Source organism: Cupriavidus sp. 96C5-1 (genome assembly GCF_057798855.1).
On sequence record NZ_JBYOJU010000019.1, the window covers coordinates 1 to 22072 of the forward strand.

A 22072-nucleotide genomic window follows, 5' to 3' on the forward strand; every position below is an offset into this window, starting at 1 on the left:
GAAATCGCGCACTACATCGGCGGCACCGTGCGCGCCGCTTCGTCGGACCGCTTTGCCGACGTCTTCAACCCGGCCACCGGCGCCGTGGCCGGGCGTGTGGCGCTGGGCTCGGCGCAGGACGTGGACGCCGCGGTGGCCGCCGCGCACGCGGCCTTCCCGGCCTGGTCCGAGACCGCGCCGCTCAAGCGCGCGCGCATCCTGTTCAAGTTCAAGGAACTGCTCGACCGCCACCACGACGACCTCGCCGCGCTGATCACGCGCGAGCACGGCAAGGTGTTCTCGGACGCCAAGGGTGAGGTCACGCGCGGCATCGAGGTGGCGGAATTCGCCTGCGGCATTCCCAACCTGCTCAAGACCGATTTCACCGACAACATCGGCGGCGGCATCGACAACTGGAACCTGCGCCAGCCGCTGGGCGTGGTGGCCGGCATCACGCCGTTCAACTTTCCGGTGATGGTGCCGATGTGGATGTTCCCGGTGGCGCTGGCCTGCGGCAACACCTTCGTGCTCAAGCCGTCCGAGCGCGATCCTTCGCCCTCGCTGCTGATCGCCGACCTGCTCAAGCAGGCCGGCCTGCCCGACGGCGTGTTCAACGTGGTGCAGGGCGGCAAGGAAGCCGTGGACGCGCTGCTGGCGCACCGGGACGTGCAGGCGCTGTCCTTCGTCGGCTCCACGCCGATCGCCGAGTACATCTATGCCGAGGGCACCCGGCACGGCAAGCGCGTGCAGGCGCTGGGCGGCGCCAAGAACCACCTGGTGGTGATGCCCGACGCGGATCTCGACCAGGCGGTGGACGCGCTGATCGGCGCGGCCTACGGCTCGGCGGGCGAGCGCTGCATGGCGATCTCGGTGGCGGTGGCGGTGGGCGAGGTGGCCGACCGGCTGGTGCCGCGCCTGGCCGCACGGGCGCAGGCGCTGAAGATCCGCAACGGCATGGAGGCCGATGCCGAGATGGGCCCGCTGGTGACCGCCGCGCACAAGGCCAAGGTGGAAGGCTATATCGCCAAGGGGGTGGAAGAGGGCGCGCAGCTGGTGACGGATGGCCGGGGCCACAAGGTGGATGGGCATGAAGGCGGCTTCTACGTCGGCGGCACGCTGTTCGACCACGTCACGCCGGACATGACGATCTACAAGGAAGAGATCTTCGGCCCGGTGCTGTCGGTGGTGCGCGTGCACGATGTTGCCGAGGCGGTGGACCTGATCAACGCGCACGAGTACGGCAACGGCGTATCGTGCTACACCAGCGACGGCGGCGTGGCGCGCGCGTTCTCGCGGCAGATCCAGGTGGGGATGGTCGGCATCAACGTGCCGATCCCGGTGCCGATGGCGTGGCATTCGTTCGGCGGCTGGAAGCGCTCGCTGTTCGGCGATCACCACGCCTACGGCGAGGAGGGCATCCGCTTCTACACGCGCTACAAGAGCATCATGCAGCGCTGGCCGGACAGCATCGGCAAGGGCGCGGAGTTCACCATGCCGGTGGCGAAGTAAGCCAGGCGCCGCCAGGCGCCGCATGACGAACAGGCTTGAGAAGGCACGGGTTTGCTCCCGTGCCTTTTTTGCTTTGCGCGGGCGCCGCGCCATCCGGCCTGGCCTGTCTTGGACAGGAATCGCCTGCACCTGTCCGCCGCCGGGTAAGCCTTCCCCGCCAAGGAATGAAACCGGCCGCTGCGCGGGAGGAGTAAACTACGCGCTTTTTTGCTGCGAGGTTGCCGTCCGGACCAGTGGCGAAATCCCGTCAGCCCGCATCACCGCCGCGATCCGGCCGGTATGCGGGCGGGCGGGGTCGGGCAGCCGGCGTGCTCCGCATGGCCGGCTAATCTAAAAACACAACGGGGCCGGCGTGCGATCCGCGTGCCGGCGAGACGCGCCGTCAATCCCGGCGGCGTGCAACCCGTGAGCCGCCGCGCCAAGCCGTCGCCACTGCGCGTCGCCGGACACCGGCGGCACCAGCCTGCCCGGCCGCAAGGTAGCCAAAGCAGGAGACCTTCTCATGAGTTTGTTTCGTACCAAGAACATTGAATCCATGCTGGCAGCCGCCCGCGACGATGGCCTGAAGAAGGTGCTGGGTCCGGTGGACCTGATCTTCATGGGCATTGGCGCCATCATCGGCACCGGCATCTTCGTGCTGACCGGCACCGGCGCCCTGACCGCCGGCCCGGCGCTGACCGTGTCCTTCGTGATCGCGGCGATGGCGTGCGGGTTTGCCGCCCTGTGCTACGCGGAGTTCGCTTCCGCGATTCCGGTCTCGGGTTCGATCTACACCTACAGCTACGCCACGCTGGGCGAGATCGTGGCGTGGATGATCGGCTGGGACCTGCTGCTCGAGTACGGGCTGGCCACTTCGGCGGTGTCGGTGGGCTGGTCGGGCTACTTCCAGTCGCTGATGGCGGGCTTCGGCTGGCACTTGCCGGCCGTGCTCACGGCGGCGCCGGGAGCGGTGCCAGGCGTGCATACGCTGTTCAACCTGCCGGCGGCGCTGATCATGCTGGGCATCACCTGGGTGGTGTCCTACGGCGTGCGCGAGTCGGCGCGCCTCAACAACGTGATGGTGGCCATCAAGATCTCGGTGGTACTGCTGTTTATCGCGGTGGGCGTGTGGCACGTCAAGCCGGCCAACTGGCATCCGTTCGCGCCGTACGGCATGACCGGCGTGTTCAATGCGGCGGCGCTGGTGTTCTTCGCCTTTATCGGTTTCGACGCGGTGACCTCGGCCGCCGAGGAAGTGCGCAACCCGCGCCGCGACCTGCCGGTCGGCATCATCGGTTCGCTGCTGGTCTGCACGGTGCTGTACGTGACGGTGGCGGCCATCATGACGGGCATCGTGCCCTTCGCCAAGTTCGCCGGCATCGACCATCCGGTCTCGCTCGCGCTGCAATACGCCGGCCAGGACTGGGTGGCGGGCTTCGTCGATCTCGGCGCCATCCTGGGCATGACCACGGTGATCCTGGTGATGACCTTCGGCCAGACCCGCATCATCTTCGCCATGTCGCGCGACGGCCTGCTGCCGGCGCGGCTGTCCAAGGTACACCCGGTGCATGCCACGCCGTTCTTCGCCACCTGGACCGTGGGCATCGTGTTCGCGCTGATCGCCGCCGTGGTGCCGCTCAATGTGCTGGCCGAGCTGATCAATATCGGCACGCTGTCGGCTTTCACGCTGATCTCGGTGGCGGTGCTGGTGCTGCGCAAGACGCGGCCGGACCTGCCGCGTGCCTTCCGCTGCCCGGGCGTGCCGGTGGTGCCGCTGCTGTCGGTGGGTTTCTGCCTGTTCCTGATGGCCCACCTGCAGCCGTTGACCTGGGTTGCCTTCCTGGCCTGGCTGGCGCTCGGCCTGGCGATCTACTTCCTCTACGCGCGCCGCAACGCGGTGCTGCACGGCGGTAACTGACGCCGCCAGCCGTCACTGCGCCTGTCATCGTCCGCGCGCGCCGGCCTCCTGCAGGAAGGCCAGTGCGCGCGGCTCCTCGATGAAGGCGGAGTTGATGCGGATCCAGGCCGTGGTCTCGCCAGCCGGCCGAAAGTAATTGCCGGGCGCCAGCGTCACGCCGTGCTGCGCGGCCAGCGTCACCAGTTCGCGGGAATCCTCGATGCCGCGCGTGCGCGCCCACAGGAAATTGCCGCCTGCCGGCTCGCAATACACCTCCCAGCCCGCATCGGCCAGGTGCCGTATCGCGCCCGCGGTTGCCTGCCGCACGCGCAGGCGCAAGCGCTCCATGTATTTGCGGTAGGCGCCGCGCTCCAGCAGCGCCGTCGTCACGCTTTCCGCAAAATGCGAACCCGCCACGCTGGTCAGCACCTTCACATCCACCAGGTCCTTCACCAGCGCCTTGTCCGCGACCAGGTAGCCGATCCGCAGCGAGGCCGAGACCGTCTTGGAGAAGCCGCCGATGTAGATCACATGCTCCAGCTGGTCCAGCGTGGCCAGGCGGTCGGTGAAACTGGTCTGGAAATCCGAGAAGATATCGTCCTCGACAAAGCGGAAGCCATGGCGCCGCGCCAGCTCCAGCAGCCGGAACGCCACCGGCGGCGCCAGCGTCGATCCGGTGGGGTTCTGCAGCACGCTGTTGGTGAAGAACAGCTTGGGCTTGTGCTCGCGCAGCAGCGCCTCGGCGGCGTCGGGATCGGGGCCGTTGCGGGTGTGCGGCACGCCCACCAGGCGCACGCCGTGCAGGCGCAGCAGGCCGAACAGGTTGTAGTAGCCGGGGTCCTCGACGAACACCGTATCGCCCGGCTTGAGCAGCCTGCGCACCACCAGGTCCAGCGCCTGGCTGGCACCCGAGGTGATCAGCACCTGCGGCAGTTCGGCGGCGATGCCCAGTTGCCGCACGCGGGTGAGCACATGCTGGCGGAGTTCCGGCAGGCCCATCGGCGTGGCGTAATGGATCACGCTTTCGATGTTGGTGCGCGAGACCTGGCGGATGGCCTGGGTCAGTCCCTCGATGTCGCGCCAGCTCTCGGGCACGAAACCGCCCGCCAGCTTGAGCGTGGCGCTGGGATGGTTGAACTGCTCGAGGATATGGCCGGACAGGTCCTCGGCCAGGCTCGGGTCGGACCAGCCATTGGCGGCGCGCGCCAGCAGCGGGCTGTCGGCGACGAAGAAGCCCGAGCCGTGGCGCGAATCGAGCAGGCCCTGCGACACCAGCCGGTCATAAGCTTCGATGACCGGGAAACGGCTGATGCCATGTTCCGCCGCGAGCTGGCGGATCGATGGCAGGCGAGCGCCGGGACGCACCTCGCGCGAACTGATCCAGGTCTTGACCTCGCTGACGATCTGGTCGGTCAGCGGGATGCCGGTAGCGGGAACGAGAGTCAGTTTCATCGGAGGGGCGGTGCCGGAATCGGAATCGAAATCGAAATTGAAGTGTCAGGAAAAACTACTGAACAGTACATCGAAAACTGTTCGCAACTGTTCATGGGATTGTAGTTTGCGCTGTGAATAATGGAAGGTATGCGGAGGAAGGTGCCGGCACCGGCGGAGCCGGGTGGCACGCGACATGGCCGCGATGCAGACTGGAGCAGTGAAATGCGCGAACTACGGATCTTCGAACTCGATGAACCCGGCCGGCCGGTGAGCTGGCGCGCCCGCGAAGGACAGAGCCTGAAGGCGATCGAAGGACGCCTGTGGCTGACGGTGGAAGGTCATCACGCCGATATCTGGCTGTTGCCGGGCGCGGTATTCGCGCTGCCGGGCGGCGCCCGGGTGTGGCTGTCCGGCGAGAGCGAGGGCGCCCGCTTTACGCTGGCCGAGACGCCGGTGCCGCTCTCGTGGCGCTGGCTGGGTGGCCTGGCGCACGCGCTGAAGCGCCGGCTCGGCGAGCGGCGGACCAGCGGTGCCGGTCAATGCCCGGAGCCGGGTCTCTGATGCAAGGCAGGCCGGCGCGCGGGGATGCCCGGCGCCGGCGGCATCCGGGCAGGCTGGTGTCGCGCTGGTCTTCGCCCATTCCGCGCCATCCGTGCTGGCCGGAGCATGGCCAAGTGTCCGGCCACACCTCGCCGTTCGCGCCGCGCCGGCCCGTCCACGGCATCGATTTCTCCTGAACGCCACCGCAAGTCCCGCCCCCTCATCCCGCCAACTGTGCGAGGATGTCCGCCATGGCTGTCCGCGCCGCGCGGCAGGCAGTGCGTCCGCCGCTTGATTTCCGTTAACGTAAACGTCATATAATCAAGCCGCTGCGACAGTGCCGGGCGGACCGTTCGCCCACGCGAGCCGAGCCGCCTCCAGAGCGGCCGCCGCGGACGTCTTGCGACCAGCCGGAACACCGAACATGGTGGAGACAATGACCGATCTTTCCGATGTGCAGAAGGGTGCCGAGCCAGGCGCTCCCCACGTGGCGCCGGGACCGGCGGGCGCAGTCAACAAGGTGCGCTTCGTCACCGCGGCCTCGCTGTTCGACGGCCACGACGCTTCCATCAACATCATGCGGCGCATCCTGCAGGCCTCGGGCTGCGAGGTGATCCATCTCGGGCACAACCGCTCGGTGGAGGAGGTGGTCGACGCGGCACTGCAGGAAGACGTGCAGGGCATTGCCATCTCCAGTTACCAGGGCGGCCACGTCGAGTACTTCAAGTACATGGTCGACCTGCTGCGCCGGCGCGGCGGCGAGCATATCCAGGTGTTCGGCGGCGGCGGCGGCGTGATCGTGGCGGACGAGATCCGCGAGTTGCAGGCCTACGGCGTGGCGCGCATCTACAGCCCGGAGGATGGCCAGCGCATGGGCCTGGCGGGCATGATCGCCGACATGGTGCAGCGCTGCGATATCGACCTGGCGCGCTATGCGCCCACCACGCTCGACGCGGTCAGGGGCGGCGACCGCCGCGCGCTGGCGCAACTGATCACGGCGCTGGAAAACGGCAAGGCCGATGCGTCGCTGGCGGATGCGCTGCGCGCCGATGCCGCTCAGGTGAAGACGCCCGTGCTCGGCATCACGGGCACCGGCGGCGCCGGCAAATCCTCGCTGTCCGATGAGCTGATCCGCCGCATCCGGCTGGACCAGCGGGACGCATTGTCCATCGCGGTGATCTCGATCGACCCCTCGCGCCGCAAGTCCGGCGGCGCGCTGCTGGGCGACCGCATCCGCATGAACGCGATCGGCCATCCGAACATCTTCATGCGTTCGATGGCCACGCGCGAGGCAGGCTCCGAGATCTCGCAGGCGCTGCCAGACGTGCTGGCGGCGTGCAAGGTGGGCGGCTTCGACCTGATCGTGGTCGAGACTTCGGGCATCGGCCAGGGCGATGCGGCCATCGTGCCGCACGTGGACCTGTCGCTCTATGTGATGACGCCCGAGTTCGGCGCCGCCAGCCAGCTCGAGAAGATCGACATGCTGGACTTCGCCGATTTCGTCGCCATCAACAAGTTCGACCGCAAGGGCGCGCAGGATGCCTGGCGCGATGTCGCCAAGCAGGTGCAGCGCAACCGCGGGCAGTGGCATGCGAACCTCGAGGAGGCGCCCGTCTATGGCACGCAGGCGTCGCGCTTCAACGACGACGGCGTCACCATGCTCTACCAGGGCCTGCGCGAAGCCCTGGCCGCGCGCGGCCTGCATGCGCCGCCCGGCGTCCTGCCGCAGTTGAGCGGACGCGTCTCCACCGGCCAGAACGCGATCGTGCCGCCGGCGCGCACGCGCTACCTGGCCGAGCTGGCCGATACCGTGCGTGCCTATCACCGCCGCGTGGATGCGCAAAGCCGGCTGGCGCGCGAGCGCCAGCAGCTGCGCGAGGCGCGCCGCATGCTGCTGGCGGCGCCGCAGCCGGCTTCGAACGGCGCGGGCGATGCCCTGCAAACGCTCGCAGCCGAGCGCGATGCCGCGCTTGGCGCGCAGGAGCGCAAGCTGCTGGCGATGTGGCCGGAGATGCGCAAGGCCTATGGCGGCGACGAATACGTGGTGAGGATCCGCGACAAGGAGATCCGCACCGCGCTCACCGGCACCACCTTGTCCGGCACGGCCATCCGCAAGGTGGTGCTGCCGCGTTTCGAGGACGACGGCGAAGTGCTTAGGTGGCTGATGCGCGAGAACGTGCCCGGCAGCTTCCCCTACACCGCAGGCGTGTTTGCCTTCAAACGCGAGAACGAGGACCCCACCCGCATGTTCGCCGGCGAGGGGGACGCCTTTCGCACCAACCGCCGCTTCAAGCTGGTCTCGGAGGGCATGGACGCCAAGCGCCTGTCCACCGCCTTCGACTCGGTCACGCTGTACGGCGAGGACCCGCATACCCGCCCCGATATCTATGGCAAGGTCGGCAACGCGGGCGTATCGATCGCCACGCTCGACGACATGAAGGTGCTGTACGACGGCTTCGACCTGACCAGCCCCTCCACCTCGGTGTCGATGACCATCAACGGACCCGCACCGACCATCCTGGCGATGTTCATGAACACCGCCATCGACCAGCAGCTCGACAGGTTCCGCGCCGACAACGGCCGCGACCCTGGCGCCGGCGAGGAGGCCAAGATCCGCGCCTGGGTGCTGCAGAACGTGCGCGGCACGGTGCAGGCCGATATCCTCAAGGAAGACCAGGGCCAGAACACCTGCATCTTTTCCACCGAGTTCTCGCTCAAGGTGATGGGCGATATCCAGGAGTACTTCGTCCACCACCAGGTGCGCAACTTCTACTCGGTGTCGATCTCCGGATACCACATCGCCGAGGCCGGTGCCAACCCGATCTCGCAGCTGGCGTTCACGCTGTCGAACGGCTTCACCTATGTGGAGGCCTACCTGGCGCGCGGCATGCATGTCGACGACTTCGCGCCCAACCTGTCGTTCTTCTTCTCCAACGGCATGGACCCGGAGTACAGCGTGCTGGGCCGCGTGGCGCGCCGCATGTGGGCCGTGGCCATGCGCGACAAGTACGGCGCCAACGAGCGCAGCCAGAAGCTCAAGTACCACATCCAGACTTCCGGCCGCTCGCTGCATGCGCAGGAGATCGACTTCAACGACATCCGCACCACGCTGCAGGCGCTGATCGCCATCTACGACAATTGCAATTCGCTGCACACCAACGCCTACGACGAAGCCATCACCACGCCCACCGGCGAATCGGTGCGGCGCGCGCTGGCGATCCAGCTCATCATCAACCGCGAGTGGGGCGTGGCCAGGTGCGAGAACCCCAACCAGGGCAGCTTCCTGATAGAGGAGCTGACCGATCTGGTGGAGGAAGCCGTGATGCAGGAGTTCGTGCGTATCGCCGAGCGCGGCGGCGTGCTCGGCGCGATGGAGACCGGTTACCAGCGCGGCAAGATCCAGGAGGAATCGCTGTATTACGAGCAGCGCAAGCACGACGGCACGCTGCCCATCATCGGCGTCAATACCTTCCGCAATCCCAATGGGGATCCGACCCCGCACACGCTGGAACTGGCACGCTCCAGCGAGCAGGAGAAGCAGGGGCAGCTCGCCCGGCTGGCGGATTTCCAGGCGCGTCATGCCGATGCCGCGCCTGCCATGCTGCAACGGCTGCGCCAGGCCGTGATCGACAACGACAATGTGTTCGCGGTGCTGATGGACGCGGTGCGCGTGTGCTCCCTGGGGCAGGTGACGCACGCCCTGTTCGAGGTGGGAGGCCAGTACCGCCGAAACATGTGATCTGTCGGCCAGGGGTGTATTGCGCCTGGCCCCTGCGTTAAACTCGAAGCCTGCATCAGCCGCGTCTCTTGAGCCGGCATTTTCCGGGCCAGGGGCGTCTGCGCGATGACGCCAGGACCCATACCGCGACCAGTAGGAGTACCGTGTACGATCCCAACAATATCTTCGCTCGCATCCTGCGTGGCGAGCTGCCTTGCAACAAGGTCTATGAAGACGCCGATACCGTCGCTTTCATGGACATCATGCCGCAGTCCGACGGGCACGTGCTGGTGGTGACCAAGGAAGCCGCCGCCGAGCTCTTCGACCTCTCCGATGCCGCCGCCGAGGCTGCCATCCGCACCACCAAGCGGGTCGCCCGCGCGGTGCGCGCCGCCTTCTCGCCGGATGGCATTTCGATCGGCCAGTTCAACGGCCGCGCCGCCGGCCAGACCGTGCCGCACGTGCATTTCCATATCGTGCCGCGCTATGCCGACCGCACCCTGCGCGGCCACGGCACCGACATGCAGGACCCGGAAATCCTCAGCCAGCACGCCGAACGCATCATCGCCGCGCTGCGCGACGCCTGACAGAAAACGGCGGTCCGAGGCACGCGCCGCGGGCCGCACCGGAATCAAGCAACAGCAACAGCAACAAGGAAGACAAGATGGGAATCAGGACAGTTGGCATCGTAGGCGCCGGCACCATGGGCAACGGCATTGCGCAGGCATGCGCCGTGGTGGGCCTGGACGTGGTGATGGTGGACATCAGCGACGCAGCGGTGAACAAGGGCATCGCCACCGTCGCGGGCAGCCTTGATCGCCTGATCAAGAAGGACAAGATCAGCGAAGCCGACAAGGCTGCCGCACTCGCGCGCATCAAGGGCTCGACCGACTACGACGCGCTCAAGGCGACCGACATCGTCATCGAAGCCGCCACCGAGAATTTCGACCTCAAGGTCAAGATCCTCAAGCAGATCGACAGCATCGTCGGCGACGACGTGATCGTGGCGTCGAACACCTCGTCGATCTCCATCACCAAGCTGGCCGCCGTCACCAGCCGTCCTGGCAATTTCATCGGCATGCACTTCTTCAACCCGGTGCCGATGATGGCCCTGGTTGAACTGATTCGCGGCCTGCAGACCAGCGATGCCACGCATGCGCTGGTGGAAGCGCTCTCCAGGGAGCTCGGCAAGTACCCGATCACCGTGAAGAACAACCCGGGCTTCGTGGTCAACCGCATTCTCTGCCCGATGATCAATGAAGCCTTCTGCGTGCTGGGTGAAGGCCTGGCTTCGCCCGAAGAGATCGACGAAGGGATGAAACTGGGTTGCAACCACCCGATCGGGCCGCTGGCGCTGGCGGACATGATCGGGCTGGACACGATGCTGGCCGTGATGGAAGTGCTGTACACCGAGTTTGCCGACCCGAAGTACCGGCCGGCCATGCTGATGCGCGAAATGGTGGCGGCAGGCTATCTGGGCCGCAAGACGGGACGTGGCGTGTACGTCTACAGCAAGTGATGCCGTGAAAGCCTGAGGGCATTCAGGCATTCAAGCCTTCGGGCTTGAGGCATTGAACGATTCCCTCCAGGGAGGGGCGAAAAAGCTGGCAACGGGAAATCCGTTGCCAGCTTTTTTTGTTTTCAATGCGGCGCCGCCCTCAATGTGCTTCATTAGATACATTGATAAGCCTGCTTATTAACACATTAAATAAGAATCGATATCAATTAATGCGGAATTTAGAACGACCGTATTAAAATCGCATGTCAAGACCATGGTGGAAAAAAGGCAATAAATTCTGTGTGGAATCAAAATCGGTCCGAAATCCCTCCGGGAATCGAGGCCGCCGAACCCTTATGGCTAAAGGTTTGCAAAGACTATCCCGTAAACGCGGTTATGCAATACGCATCTCCATCTTTTACGGCCGATGCATTTGCAGACACACTAAAAAAACCAATAAGGACCCCCATGCGCAATAACCAGCCCGTCTCGCAACGCGAATATGAACTGCCGGAGGATGCGACGCTGATGTCGACCACCGACACCCAGAGCCATATCGCCTATGCCAACGCGGCTTTCATCGACGTCAGCGGCTTCACGCGCGAGGAAATCCAGGGCCAGCCCCACAATATCGTGCGGCACCCCGACATGCCGGCCGAGGCCTTCGCCGACATGTGGGCGACGCTCAAGGGCGGCGAGCCCTGGACCGCGCTGGTGAAGAACCGGCGCAAGGACGGCGATCACTACTGGGTACGCGCCAACGCCATGCCGCTGATCCGCAATGGCAAGCCAGTGGGTTATATGTCGGTGCGCACCAAGCCCACGCGTGAGGAAATCGGCGCTGCCGAGAATCTCTACCGCGATTTCCGCGACGGCAATGCCAATGGCCGGCGCTTCCACAAAGGCCTGATCCTCCACGCAGGCTGGAAGCGCTGGGCGTCGTTGTTCCAGACCATGCCGGTGCGCTTGCGCATCCGCAGCGCCCTGGCCGCCCTGTTGCCGGTTTGCCTTGTCGGCGCGGCCGCGCTTGGCATGGGCGGGATGGCGCTGGCCGGCCTCGGTGCCATCGTTGCCGGCATGCTGGTGCTGGTCTGCGCATGGCTGGAGGCGCAGATCTCGCGTCCGCTCGAACAGATGATGGCGCAGGCCCTGCGCGTGGCGTCCGGCGAGAGCCAGAAGGTCGAGCATATGAACCGGGTCGACGAGATTGGCATGACCCTGCGCACCATCAGCCAGCTGGGCCTGATGTTCCGCTGGCTGATCGATGACGTGAGCGAGCAGGTGCTGAATGTGCAAAGCGCCAGCAGCGAGATCGCGCAGGGCAACACCGACCTGAGCACGCGTACCGAGCAGGCCGCGTCCAACGTGCAGGATACGGCGTCGTCCATGACGCAGATGACCGCCACGGTAAAGAGCAATGCCGAGACCGCCGCCCAGGCGAACGAACTGTCGGGCTCCGCCAGTGCCGCAGCGGCCAAGGGTGGCCAGGCCATGACGCAGGTGGTGGCGACGATGGAAGACATCAGCACCAGTTCGAAGCGGATTGCCGACATCATCGGCGTCATCGACGGTATTGCCTTCCAGACCAATATCCTGGCGCTGAACGCGGCGGTGGAAGCGGCCCGGGCGGGCGAGCAGGGCCGTGGTTTCGCGGTGGTCGCCGGCGAGGTGCGCGGTCTCGCGCAGCGCAGCGCCAGTGCTGCCAAGGAGATCAAGGAACTGATCGGCGCCAGCGTGGAGAAAGTCGACTCGGGTGCGCGGCTGGTCGACGACGCCGGCAAAACCATGGACAACATCGTCGCCCAGGTCAGGCGCGTCTCCGACCTGATCGCCGAGATCAGCCTGGCCACGGCCGAGCAGAGCGCGGGCATCGGCCAGGTTGGTGACGCCATCGGCGATCTCGACCACATCACCCAGCAGAACGCCGCGCTGGTCGAGCAGAGTGCCGCGGCCGCGCAAAGCCTGAAGCAGCAGGCCAACCGCCTGGTGGAAGCGGTTGGCGTCTTCCGCTGACCGCAAGATGAACCGGACCGAGCTACTGCGCAGGGTGGCGGCGGGGGCGTGCTTGCGCACCGCGCGCAACCCCTGGGGCGCCGCGCTTGACGCTGCCGTCCTGCATGCGGATGCCGCCGCCGGGGAGACCCGGTTTATTCCCGCGTGGCAGATACGGCGTCTGCTCGACGCAGGCCTGCTGCGCCGGCAACCCGGTGACACCGGCGGCGATATGGACTATGTGCTGACCGACGCGGGCCGCTCGATGGCGGGTGGCGTGTCCGCAAGGCCATCGCAAACACGCGCCCGTCTTCGCCAGGCCCCGGAGAAGCTGCGCGAGCGCGAGCCTCCGGGCCGCACGGACTACGGCGCCCGCTCGCAATCCGCGCTGCCCAGCTATAGCTTCGCCTTCCAGCCGATCGTGGATGCCAGGCAGCGCAAGGTGGTGTCCTACGAGGCCCTGGTGCGTGGCCGCCATGGCGAGCCCGCGTCGCATGTGCTGGGCGCGGTGTGCGCGGCTTCGCTCCGTCGCTTCGATGACGAGAGCCGTGCCGCGGCCATGACCATGGCCGCGAGCATGAAGCTGCAAGGGCATCTGCATCTCAATTGCATGCCGCGCAGCCGCATGGCGTTCGAAGGCGCGATGGGCCGCAGCGCGGCGTTGGCATCCGGCCTCGGCTTTCGTGCGGGGCAAGTGGTGCTGGAGGTCAAGGGGAGCGAGATACTGGATCATCCGCTGGAGTTCGCCAAGACCGTGGCCGCCTTGCAGCACATGGGATTCAAGCTGGCGATCAGCGACTTTCCCGCACGGCCGGCGGGGGGGCGCCTGCTCGACAGGCTCCGGCCCGATATCGTCAAGCTCGACAGGAACGCCGTGCACGGGATCGACGGGAACGAGAGCCTGCAGCGTTTCGCCGGCAACGTGGTGCAGGTGTGCGCGCGCCTGGGTACCGACGTTGTTGCCGAGTGCGTGGAAACGATGGAGGAATACCGGTGGCTCCGCGCCGCGGGTGTCGGCTTGTTCCAGGGCCACCTGTTCGCGCGGCCCGCTTTCGAACAGCTGCCTGCCGCCAGCCTGCCCTGAGTCTCGTTGCCAGCCTGCCGCCCCCGTGCGGCTGGCCGGAACACGCTATTCGCCGTACTGCCTCAGCCCTTCCAGGTCCAGCACTTCGATTACCCCATAGTCCACCTTCACCAGGCCTTGCTGCTCCAGCACCTTCAAGGCCTGGTTGGCGCGCTGCCGCGATATCCCCGCCAGCAGCCCGATTTCTTCCTGCGAGATTTCCAGCGTGGTCCCCAGCCCCGGGTACAAATGCTCGTTGAACAGCGACGACACCGCGCGTGCCACCCGCGAATCGATATCGAGCAGCCGCTCGTACTCCACCGCGGCGATGAACTGCCCGAGCCGTTCATTGAACTGGGTCAGCAGGAAGCGCGTGAACGGCAGGCTCGTATCCAGCAGCCACTGAAACGTGTCGCGCGGCAGGAAGGCGATGCGCGACCGGCGCAGGGCCATCACATCGTACTTGCGGATCTCGCGCTTGAGCACCGCGCCTTCACCGAACCAGCCGCCGGTGGGCACGCCGGTGAAGGTGACCGACTTGCCGGAGGGCGATACCGTTGTGATCTTGACGATGCCCTCCAGCACGCCCATCCAGTGTTCGGCCATATCGCCTTTGTGGCAGACGTAGTCCCCCTGGCTGTACTCGCGCACGCACATGGCGCGGCGGACCACATCGCGTTGTTCGGGACTGAGGTCGGCTGCCCACACGCAGCGGTCGATGAAATCGTTGAGCATGACCTGGAGCGTCCTCTGCTAGTGCTAGGGATTAACCCGGAATTGTCATCGGCGTGACAACCGGGGGAAGTGGCATCGACTATCTTACGGTCACCACGAACCGCGAGTGCGCGCCAACGCAGGCGCGACGGACTTGTTGCGCTGCGGCAGAACCCTCGCCGGGCAAAACAGCCCAAGTATAACCAGCGGAAGCAGGCTTGACACCGGTGGCGGATCCCCGCGCCGGAGGGACAGGAGACAGCGATGCAGGAACCGTCGGCGACGACCTTTCCGCGCCTGCTGCTTGCGCACGCGCAGCAGCGGCCGGACAGCCCGGCCTACCGCGAGAAGGATCTCGGGATCTGGCAAACCTATAGCTGGGCGCAGACCGCGCAGGAGGTTCGTGCGCTGGCGTGCGGGCTGGCCGCGCTGGGTTTTGCGCGCGGCATGAACCTGGCGGTGGTCGGCGACAACCGGCCGCGCCTGTACTGGGCCATGAACACGGCGCAGGCGCTGGGCGGCGTGCCGGTGCCGCTGTACCAGGACGCGATCGCGGGGGAGATGATCTATGTGCTGAACGACGCCGAGATCGACTTCGCCATCGTCGAGGACCAGGAGCAGGTGGACAAGCTGCTCGAGGTGGAGGAGCAGCTTGCCGCGCAGGGCCGCAAGGTTCGCCACATCATCTATGAAGACCCGCGCGGGCTGCGCGACTACGATCACCCGGCGCTGATGTCCTACCAGCGCCTGCAGGAAATCGGCCGCGAGTTCGATCGCGCCAATCCAGGTTATTTCGACAGGGCCGTGGCCGAGGGCGCGCCCGACGACACCGCCATCATCCTCTACACCTCGGGCACCACCGGCAAGCCCAAGGGCGTGTGCCACTCCCATCGCGGGCTGATCGGCGCGGCGCGCAACGGCTGCGCCTTCGACGGCCTGGTGGCGGGCGACGACGTGTTGTCCTATCTGCCGATGGCCTGGGTCGGCGACAACCTGTTCTCCTACGCGCAGGCCATGGTGGCCGGCTTCACGGTGAACTGCCCGGAATCGCGCGAGACGGTGATGACGGACCTGCGCGAGATCGGTCCCACCTATTACTTCGCGCCGCCGCGCATCTACGAGGGCCTGCTGACCCAGGTCATGATCCGCATGGAAGACGCGGGCTGGATCAAGCGCCGCCTGTTCCACTGGGCCATGGGCGTGGCGCGCCGTTGCGGCACCGATATTCTCGACGGCAACCCGGTAGCGCTGGCGGACCGCCTGCGCTACGCCGCGGGCGAGGCCTTGATCTTCGGACCGCTGCGCAATGTGCTGGGCATGAGCCGCATCCGCGTGGGCTACACCGCCGGCGAGGCGATCGGCCCGGACCTGTTCCGCTTCTATCGGTCGATCGGCGTCAACCTGAAGCAGTTCTATGGCCAGACGGAAACCTGCGCCTATGTCTGCCTGCAGCCGGACGGCAAGGTCAAATTCGATTCGGTGGGGCCCGCCGCGCCGGGCATGGAGATCCGCATCGCCGACAACGGCGAGGTGCTGGTGCGTGGCGTGGGGCTGCTGAAGGCCTACTACAAGCGCGACGATGCCACTCGCGAGGCGATCAACGACGACGGCTATTTCATGACCGGCGACGCCGGCGTGATCGACGCCGACGGTCATCTCAAGATCATCGACCGCGCCAAGGATGTCGGCAAGCTGTCCGACGGGGCGATGTTCGCGCCCAAGTACATCGAGAACAAGCTCAAGTTCTTTCCCTACATCAAGGAGGCGGTGGCCTTCGGTACCGGACAGGACCGCGTCTGCGCCTTTATCAATATCGATTTCGAAGCGGTCGGCAATTGGGCTGAACGGCGCCACCTGCCGTACGCGGGCTACATCGATCTGGCCGCGTTGCCGGAGGTGATCGCCATGATCGGCGAGTGCGTCGAGCAGGTGAATGCCGACCTGGCGGCGGACGCCATGCTGGCCGGCTCGCAGGTCGCGCGCTTCCTGATCCTGCACAAGGAACTCGATCCGGACGACGACGAACTCACGCGCACCCGCAAGGTGAGGCGCGGCTTTATCGCGGAGAAGTACGGGGCACTGGTCGAGGCGCTGTATGCCGGTAAGCCGGAGCAGTTCATCGAGACGCGCGTGAAGTTCGAGGACGGACGCGAAGGCAGCGTATCGGCCACGTTGAAGCTGGTTGACGTGAAGCGCTTCCCGCCGGCCTTGGCCGGCGCGGCGCGCGCGGCATGAGCAGGGGCAGGGGATGACGCAAATGGCATGGCAAGGCGTGGAGCGCGGCGGCGATGGCCAGCCGGTGTGGAGCGGGGCGTCCGGCGTGCTGGCGGCGCCGGCGGAGGCGCAGGGCGGGGACCAGGCCGCGCACGCGCAGGTGCGGCAGGCTGGCGAGGTGATCCTCGACCTGCAGCATATCTCGCTGTCCTTCGGTGGCGTGAAGGCGCTGACCGATATTTCCTTCGATGTGCGCGAGCACGAGATCCGCGCCATCATCGGGCCCAACGGCGCGGGCAAGAGTTCGATGCTCAATGTGATCAACGGGGTCTACCACCCGCAGCAGGGCCGCATCGTGTTCCGCGGCGAGGAGCGGCGCAGGATGCATCCGACCGCCGCCGCGCGCCAGGGCATCGCGCGCACCTTCCAGAACATCGCGCTGTTCAAGGGCATGACCGTGCTCGACAACATCATGACCGGGCGCAACACCAGATTCCGCAGCGGCCTGCTGGCCAATGCGCTGTGGTGGGGCCCCGCGCGCAACGAGGAAATGCAGCACCGGCGCAAGGTCGAGGAAGTGATCGACTTTCTCGAGATCCAGGCCATCCGCAAGACACCGGTGGGGCGTCTGCCCTACGGCCTGCAAAAACGCGTGGAGCTGGCGCGCGCGCTGGCCGCCGAGCCTTCCATGCTGCTGCTCGACGAACCCATGGCGGGCATGAACGTGGAGGAAAAGCAGGACATGTGCCGCTTCATCCTCGACGTGAACCACCAGTTCGGCACCACCATCGTGCTGATCGAACACGACATGGGCGTGGTGATGGATATCTCCGACCGCGTGGTGGTGCTCGACTACGGCAAGAAGATCGGCGACGGCACGCCCGAGGCGGTGAAGGCCAACCCGGACGTGATCCGGGCCTACCTCGGCGCTTCCCACTGAGGCGGATGCAAGACTCGCAAAGTAACAAGAGCAGACAAGGACAACCATGACGTTCTTCTTTGAAATCCTGATCGGCGGCCTGCTGTCGGGGTTGATGTACTCGCTGGTGGCGCTCGGCTTCGTGCTGATCTACAAGGCCTCGGGTGTTTTCAACTTCGCCCAGGGTGCGATGGTCTACTTCGCCGCGCTGGCGGTGGTCGGGCTGATGGACAAGGGCCTGCCCATGTGGGCCGCGTTTATCGGCGCCTTCGGCGTGATGGTGGTGGTGGGCATCGGCACCGAACGCCTGGTGCTGCGCAAGCTGGTCAACCAGCCGCCCATCACGCTGTTCATGGCGACCATCGGGCTGTCCTTCTTCCTCGAAGGACTGGGACCCCTGTTGTTCGGCAATGAAGTGCGCCCGATCAACCTTGGCATCGTCGACGAGCCGATCGAAGCCATCCTGACCCGCTTCGATATCGTGGTGTCCAAGTTCGACCTGGCCGCGGCAGCCATCGCCGGCATCCTGGTGGGCACGCTGGCGCTGTTCTTCCAGTACACCAAGGTGGGCCGCGCGTTGCGCGCGGTGGCGGACGATCACCAGGCGGCGCTGTCGCTGGGCATTCCGCTGCAGCATATCTGGGCCATCGTGTGGGGCGTGGCGGGCTTTGTCGCGCTGGTGGCCGGCATGCTGTGGGGCTCGCGCAACGGCGTGCAGTTCGCGCTGACGCTGACGGCCCTCAAGGCGCTGCCGGTGCTGATCCTGGGCGGTTTTACCTCGGTGCCTGGCGCCATCGCCGGCGGGCTGATCATCGGCGCTTCCGAGAAGCTGGCGGAGATCTATATCCCGCCTGTGTTCCAGTCCGCCTTCGGCGGCAACTTCGGCGGCATCGAAGGCTGGTTCCCTTATGTCTTTGCGCTGTTGTTCCTGCTGGTGCGGCCCGAGGGGCTGTTCGGCGAGAAACATATCGATCGCGTCTGACCGGCCTTCGTCCCAGGAGACAAACCATGTTCTATCGTGAAGCCGGCCAGTTCAAGACCAGCTATGTGGCCGACAGCCAGATCTTCCCCATCCGCCAGGACCGCATCGGCTTTGCCGTGCTGATGGCGGTGGCCTTCGTGGTGATCCCGTTCACCGGTTCGGAGTACTGGTTCTCGGCCATCCTGATTCCGTTCCTGATCTTCGCGCTGGCCGCCCTCGGCCTGAATATCCTGACGGGCTACGCGGGGCAGCTTTCGCTTGGCACCGCCGCCTTCATGGCGGTGGGTGCCTACGCCGCCTACAACTTCCAGCTGCGCATCGAAGGGCTGCCGGTGCTGCTCACCTTCATCCTGGCGGGATTGTCGTCGGCGCTGGTGGGCGTGGCCTTCGGCTTGCCGTCGCTGCGCATCAAGGGCTTCTATCTTGCCGTGGCAACGCTTGCCGCGCAGTTCTTCGTGGTGTGGGCGCTGACCAAGTTTCCCTGGTTTTCCAACAACAGTTCCTCCGGCGTGATCACCGCGCAGCGGCTGGACCTGTTCGGCATCGCCATCGATACGCCGGTGAAGAAGTACCTGTTCGTGCTGATGCTGGTGACCGTGCTGGCCCTGGTGGCCAAGAACCTGGTGCGCTCGTCCACCGGGCGCGCGTGGATGTCGGTGCGCGACATGGACGTGGCGGCCGAGGTGATCGGCATTCCGCTGATGCGCACCAAGCTGCTGGCGTTCGCCGTCAGCTCGTTCTACTGCGGTGTGGCCGGCGCGCTCTACGCGTTCTGCTACCTGGGCTCGGTGGAGCCGGACGGGTTCTCGCTGGACTTGTCCTTCCGCGTGCTGTTCATGATCATCATCGGTGGCGTGGGCAGCATCCTCGGTTCCTTCCTCGGCGCGGCCTTCATCCTGCTGCTGCCGATCTTCCTGGACAACGTGCTGCCGCCGCTCGCCGCGCTGCTGCACCTGCCGTTCACCAACGCCGCCGTGTCGCATATCCAGCTGATGGTGTTCGGCGCGCTGATCATCTTTTTCCTGGTGGTCGAGCCGCACGGCCTGGCGCGGCTGTGGCAGATCGCCAAGGAGAAGCTGAGACTGTGGCCGTTTCCGCATTGAGCCGCGCTTGCGCCTCTTGAGGATTTTCAGTTCGGACCAGGCAAACGGGTATTCCATAACAAACACACCTGCCAAGGTGAAGGAGACTGTCATGACCATCCTGATTCGCAATCTGCAGCGCATAGCCCTGGCGGTGGGTGCGTCGGCAGCGCTGCTGGCGCCACTGGCCGCGCAGGCCCAGAGCGGCGAGCAGTTCGTCGCGCTGCCCAGCTATCGCGTCGGACCGTACGGTGCCAACGGGCAGTCCTGGTACGGCGGCTTTATCGACTACCTGAACTACGTCAACCTCAAGGAGGGCGGCGTGAGCGGCGTCAAGCTTTCCTGGGAAGAGTGCGAGACCGAGTACAACAACGCCAAGGGCGTGGAGTGCTACGAACGGCTCAAGGGCAAGAGCGCGGCCAGCAAGGGCACGGCGTATCACACCATGTCGACCGGCATTTCCTACGCGCTGGTGGACAAGACCGCCGCCGACAAGGTGCCGCTGGTCATGATGGGCTACGGCCGCACCGATGCCGTCGATGGCTCGGTGTTTCCCTATGCCTTCCCGCTGGTCACCACCTACCAGATGCAGGTCTCGGCCATCGTCAAGTTCCTGGCCACGAAGAACGGCGGCTCGCTGGCCGGCAAGAAGATCGTCTACCTGTATCACGACTCGGCCTACGGCAAGGAGCCGATCGTGGCGCTGGAGGCCGAAGCCAGGCTCGGCAAATTCAACCTGGTCGAGATCCCGGTGGCGCACCCCGGCAACGAGCAGGGCGCGCAGTGGCTGAAGATCCGCCAGGAGAATCCGGACTATGTGATTTTCTGGGGCTGGGGCGTCATGAACCAGACCGCGCTCAAGGCCGCGCAGAAGGTCGGTTTCGCGCGCGACAAGATGGTCGGCTCGTGGTGGGCAGGCTCCGAGGAGGACACCATTCCCGCCGGCGACGCCGCCAAGGGCTATATGAGCGCGACCTGGAACGTGGCCGGCAAGGGCGTGCCGCTGATCGCCGATATCGAGAAGGTGGTCTACGGTGCGGGCAAGGGCAATATGCAGGACCGCAACAAGTTGGGCTCCGTGCTCTATAACCGCGGCGTATCGGCGGCGGTGGTGACGGTGGAAGCGATCCGCGTGGCGCAGGCGAAGTACGGCAAGGGCAAGGTGATGAGCGGCGATGACATGCGCTGGGCCTTCGAGAACCTCAACCTGACCAACGCACGGCTTGCGCAGCTGGGCGCCACCGGCCTGCTGCCGGAAATCAAGACCAGCTGCGACAACCACGAGGGCTCGGGCAAGGTGAAGATCCAGCAGTGGGATGGCACCAAATGGGTGGTGGTGTCGGACTGGATCGAAGGCAACAAGAGCCTGATCCACCCGCTGTTCAAGGCGACCGCCGCGCAGTTCGCGAAAGAGAAGGGCATCACGCCGGCGTGCATGAAGTCTTGATCCGTTGCGAGAGCGATCGGCGAGCATCCGCGAGTTCGCGAGGTTCGACCGCGGTAGCCGATGCCGATTGCTTGCGCCCCTCTCCCGTGGAACGGGAGCGGGGCCAGGGGAGAGGGCGGGCGCATCCACCGGCGTGATCGCCGGCACGACCGCTCACCCTCTCCCCCAATCCTCCCGCAAGCGGGAGAGCCGGAAGCGCTGCGGGCGACGCCATGACGACCGCCTCCGCAAGCCACGAACCACCAACCGAGCCGCATCATGAGCCTGTTGTCCGTCAACAATATCGAAGTCATCTACGACCATGTGATCCTGGTGCTCAAGGGCGTTTCGCTCGACGTGCCGGAGGGCCGGATCGTGGCGCTGCTCGGCGCCAACGGCGCGGGCAAGACCACCACGCTCAAGGCCATCTCCAACCTGCTGCATGCCGAGCGCGGCGACGTCACCAAGGGCTCGATCGAATATCGCGGCAACCGCGTCGACCGGCTCACGCCGAACGAACTGGTCAAGCGTGGCGTGATCCAGGTGATGGAAGGGCGCCATTGCTTTGCCCATCTGACCATCGAGGAAAACCTGCTGACCGGCGCCTACACGCGCGGCTTGTCGCGCACCGAAACGCGCGACGCGCTGGAACGCATCTACGACTATTTCCCGCGCCTGAAGACGCGCCGCAAGTCGCAGGCAGGCTACACCTCGGGCGGCGAGCAGCAGATGTGCGCGATCGGGCGGGCCATGATGGCCAAGCCCAGCATGATCCTGCTCGACGAGCCCTCGATGGGGCTGGCGCCGCAGATCGTCGAGGAGATCTTCGAGATCGTGCGCGACCTCAACCAGCGCGAGCAGGTCAGCTTCCTGCTGGCCGAGCAGAACACCATGGTGGCGCTGCGCTATGCCGACTACGGCTACATCCTGGAGAACGGCCGCGTCGTGATGGACGGCGCGGCCGAGGCGCTGCGCACGAATGAGGACGTGAAGGAGTTCTACCTGGGGGTGGCGGCCAATGATGGGGAAGGCGGCGGCCGCACTTCCTTCCGCGACGTAAAAAGCTATCGCCGCCGCAAGAGATGGCTGGCCTGAACAGGGCATGCCATTGCAAACCGAGCGCCGA

The 22072-nt window shown here is 65.9% G+C and carries 16 protein-coding genes; 14 read left to right on the forward strand and 2 right to left on the reverse strand.

Going from position 1 to position 22072, the window contains the following annotated elements; all coding sequences use genetic code 11:
* The first annotated feature begins 3 nt into the window (after positions 1-3).
* Together AC3FOF_RS20540 and bcaP are read left to right on the forward strand one after the other, a co-directional pair.
* Positions 4-1488: a CoA-acylating methylmalonate-semialdehyde dehydrogenase gene (locus AC3FOF_RS20540; RefSeq protein ID WP_488726884.1), complete on the forward strand. Its 1485-nt coding sequence runs from the start codon at positions 4-6 to the stop codon at positions 1486-1488.
* Positions 1489-1990: 502 nt separating this feature from the next.
* Positions 1991-3385 (forward strand): branched-chain amino acid transporter BcaP, encoded by a 1395-nt coding sequence (bcaP, locus tag AC3FOF_RS20545; protein ID WP_017224844.1) that lies wholly within the window; start codon positions 1991-1993, stop codon positions 3383-3385.
* A gap of 24 nt (positions 3386-3409) precedes the next feature.
* Here the strand turns inward: bcaP and AC3FOF_RS20550 are convergent, their stop codons facing one another.
* Positions 3410-4816 carry an aminotransferase-like domain-containing protein gene (locus AC3FOF_RS20550; RefSeq protein ID WP_488727636.1) on the reverse strand — a complete coding sequence of 469 codons (1407 nt, stop codon included), beginning with the start codon at positions 4814-4816 and terminating at the stop codon, positions 3410-3412.
* Between the two features lie 204 nt (positions 4817-5020).
* Here AC3FOF_RS20550 and AC3FOF_RS20555 point away from each other — a divergent pair, with 204 nt between their 5' ends.
* The 6 genes from AC3FOF_RS20555 (at position 5021) to AC3FOF_RS20580 (ending at position 13630) form a co-directional block, all read left to right on the forward strand.
* On the forward strand, positions 5021-5359 hold the full coding sequence (locus tag AC3FOF_RS20555; RefSeq protein ID WP_276268843.1) for a DUF2917 domain-containing protein: 339 nt from the start codon (positions 5021-5023) through the stop codon (positions 5357-5359).
* Positions 5360-5774: 415 nt separating this feature from the next.
* The gene (icmF, locus tag AC3FOF_RS20560) at positions 5775-9077 is read left to right on the forward strand and encodes a fused isobutyryl-CoA mutase/GTPase IcmF (RefSeq protein WP_488727637.1); all 3303 of its coding nucleotides are present in this window, start codon (positions 5775-5777) and stop codon (positions 9075-9077) included.
* A gap of 143 nt (positions 9078-9220) precedes the next feature.
* Complete coding sequence (locus AC3FOF_RS20565; RefSeq protein WP_017226961.1) at positions 9221-9643, forward strand: HIT family protein; 423 nt, start codon at positions 9221-9223, stop codon at positions 9641-9643.
* A 77-nt stretch (positions 9644-9720) separates the two neighbouring features.
* A complete protein-coding gene (locus AC3FOF_RS20570) occupies positions 9721-10575 on the forward strand; it encodes a 3-hydroxybutyryl-CoA dehydrogenase (protein ID WP_488727638.1) in 855 nt (284 codons plus the stop codon).
* A 447-nt stretch (positions 10576-11022) separates the two neighbouring features.
* Entirely contained in the window at positions 11023-12567 is a 1545-nt protein-coding gene (locus AC3FOF_RS20575) for a methyl-accepting chemotaxis protein (RefSeq protein WP_276268694.1), read from the forward strand.
* 7 nt (positions 12568-12574) lie between these two features.
* Complete coding sequence (locus tag AC3FOF_RS20580; RefSeq protein WP_488727639.1) at positions 12575-13630, forward strand: EAL domain-containing protein; 1056 nt, start codon at positions 12575-12577, stop codon at positions 13628-13630.
* A gap of 45 nt (positions 13631-13675) precedes the next feature.
* On the opposite strand, the gene AC3FOF_RS20585 is transcribed toward AC3FOF_RS20580, so the two are convergent.
* A complete protein-coding gene (locus tag AC3FOF_RS20585; RefSeq protein ID WP_488727640.1) occupies positions 13676-14344 on the reverse strand; it encodes a Crp/Fnr family transcriptional regulator in 669 nt (222 codons plus the stop codon).
* Positions 14345-14587: 243 nt separating this feature from the next.
* Here AC3FOF_RS20585 and AC3FOF_RS20590 point away from each other — a divergent pair, with 243 nt between their 5' ends.
* From AC3FOF_RS20590 to AC3FOF_RS20615, 6 genes are all read left to right on the forward strand, one after another.
* Positions 14588-16558, forward strand: coding sequence for an AMP-dependent synthetase/ligase (locus AC3FOF_RS20590; protein ID WP_488727641.1), 1971 nt, complete (start codon positions 14588-14590; stop codon positions 16556-16558).
* A 13-nt stretch (positions 16559-16571) separates the two neighbouring features.
* On the forward strand, positions 16572-17477 hold the full coding sequence (locus tag AC3FOF_RS20595; RefSeq protein WP_488727642.1) for an ABC transporter ATP-binding protein: 906 nt from the start codon (positions 16572-16574) through the stop codon (positions 17475-17477).
* Between the two features lie 46 nt (positions 17478-17523).
* Complete coding sequence (locus AC3FOF_RS20600; RefSeq protein WP_017224679.1) at positions 17524-18438, forward strand: branched-chain amino acid ABC transporter permease; 915 nt, start codon at positions 17524-17526, stop codon at positions 18436-18438.
* 26 nt (positions 18439-18464) lie between these two features.
* Positions 18465-19541, forward strand: coding sequence for a branched-chain amino acid ABC transporter permease (locus AC3FOF_RS20605; RefSeq protein WP_488727643.1), 1077 nt, complete (start codon positions 18465-18467; stop codon positions 19539-19541).
* Between the two features lie 91 nt (positions 19542-19632).
* Complete coding sequence (locus AC3FOF_RS20610) at positions 19633-20967, forward strand: ABC transporter substrate-binding protein (RefSeq protein ID WP_017224677.1); 1335 nt, start codon at positions 19633-19635, stop codon at positions 20965-20967.
* Between the two features lie 258 nt (positions 20968-21225).
* Positions 21226-22041, forward strand: a complete 816-nt coding sequence (locus AC3FOF_RS20615) for an ABC transporter ATP-binding protein (RefSeq protein WP_017224676.1) — start codon at positions 21226-21228, stop codon at positions 22039-22041.
* Positions 22042-22072: the final 31 nt, after the last annotated feature.

Excerpts from the sequence above, each read along its gene's own strand:
- bcaP (WP_017224844.1), top strand. The coding sequence starts at position 1,991 with ATGAGTTTGTTTCGTACCAAGAACATTGAATCCATGCTGGCAGCCGCC.
- AC3FOF_RS20550 (WP_488727636.1), bottom strand. The coding sequence starts at position 4,816 with ATGAAACTGACTCTCGTTCCCGCTACCGGCATCCCGCTGACCGACCAG.
- AC3FOF_RS20555 (WP_276268843.1), top strand. The coding sequence starts at position 5,021 with ATGCGCGAACTACGGATCTTCGAACTCGATGAACCCGGCCGGCCGGTG.
- icmF (WP_488727637.1), top strand. The coding sequence starts at position 5,775 with ATGACCGATCTTTCCGATGTGCAGAAGGGTGCCGAGCCAGGCGCTCCC.
- AC3FOF_RS20570 (WP_488727638.1), top strand. The coding sequence starts at position 9,721 with ATGGGAATCAGGACAGTTGGCATCGTAGGCGCCGGCACCATGGGCAAC.
- AC3FOF_RS20575 (WP_276268694.1), top strand. The coding sequence starts at position 11,023 with ATGCGCAATAACCAGCCCGTCTCGCAACGCGAATATGAACTGCCGGAG.
- AC3FOF_RS20580 (WP_488727639.1), top strand. The coding sequence starts at position 12,575 with ATGAACCGGACCGAGCTACTGCGCAGGGTGGCGGCGGGGGCGTGCTTG.
- AC3FOF_RS20585 (WP_488727640.1), bottom strand. The coding sequence starts at position 14,344 with ATGCTCAACGATTTCATCGACCGCTGCGTGTGGGCAGCCGACCTCAGT.
- AC3FOF_RS20590 (WP_488727641.1), top strand. The coding sequence starts at position 14,588 with ATGCAGGAACCGTCGGCGACGACCTTTCCGCGCCTGCTGCTTGCGCAC.
- AC3FOF_RS20595 (WP_488727642.1), top strand. The coding sequence starts at position 16,572 with ATGACGCAAATGGCATGGCAAGGCGTGGAGCGCGGCGGCGATGGCCAG.
- AC3FOF_RS20600 (WP_017224679.1), top strand. The coding sequence starts at position 17,524 with ATGACGTTCTTCTTTGAAATCCTGATCGGCGGCCTGCTGTCGGGGTTG.
- AC3FOF_RS20605 (WP_488727643.1), top strand. The coding sequence starts at position 18,465 with ATGTTCTATCGTGAAGCCGGCCAGTTCAAGACCAGCTATGTGGCCGAC.
- AC3FOF_RS20610 (WP_017224677.1), top strand. The coding sequence starts at position 19,633 with ATGACCATCCTGATTCGCAATCTGCAGCGCATAGCCCTGGCGGTGGGT.
- AC3FOF_RS20615 (WP_017224676.1), top strand. The coding sequence starts at position 21,226 with ATGAGCCTGTTGTCCGTCAACAATATCGAAGTCATCTACGACCATGTG.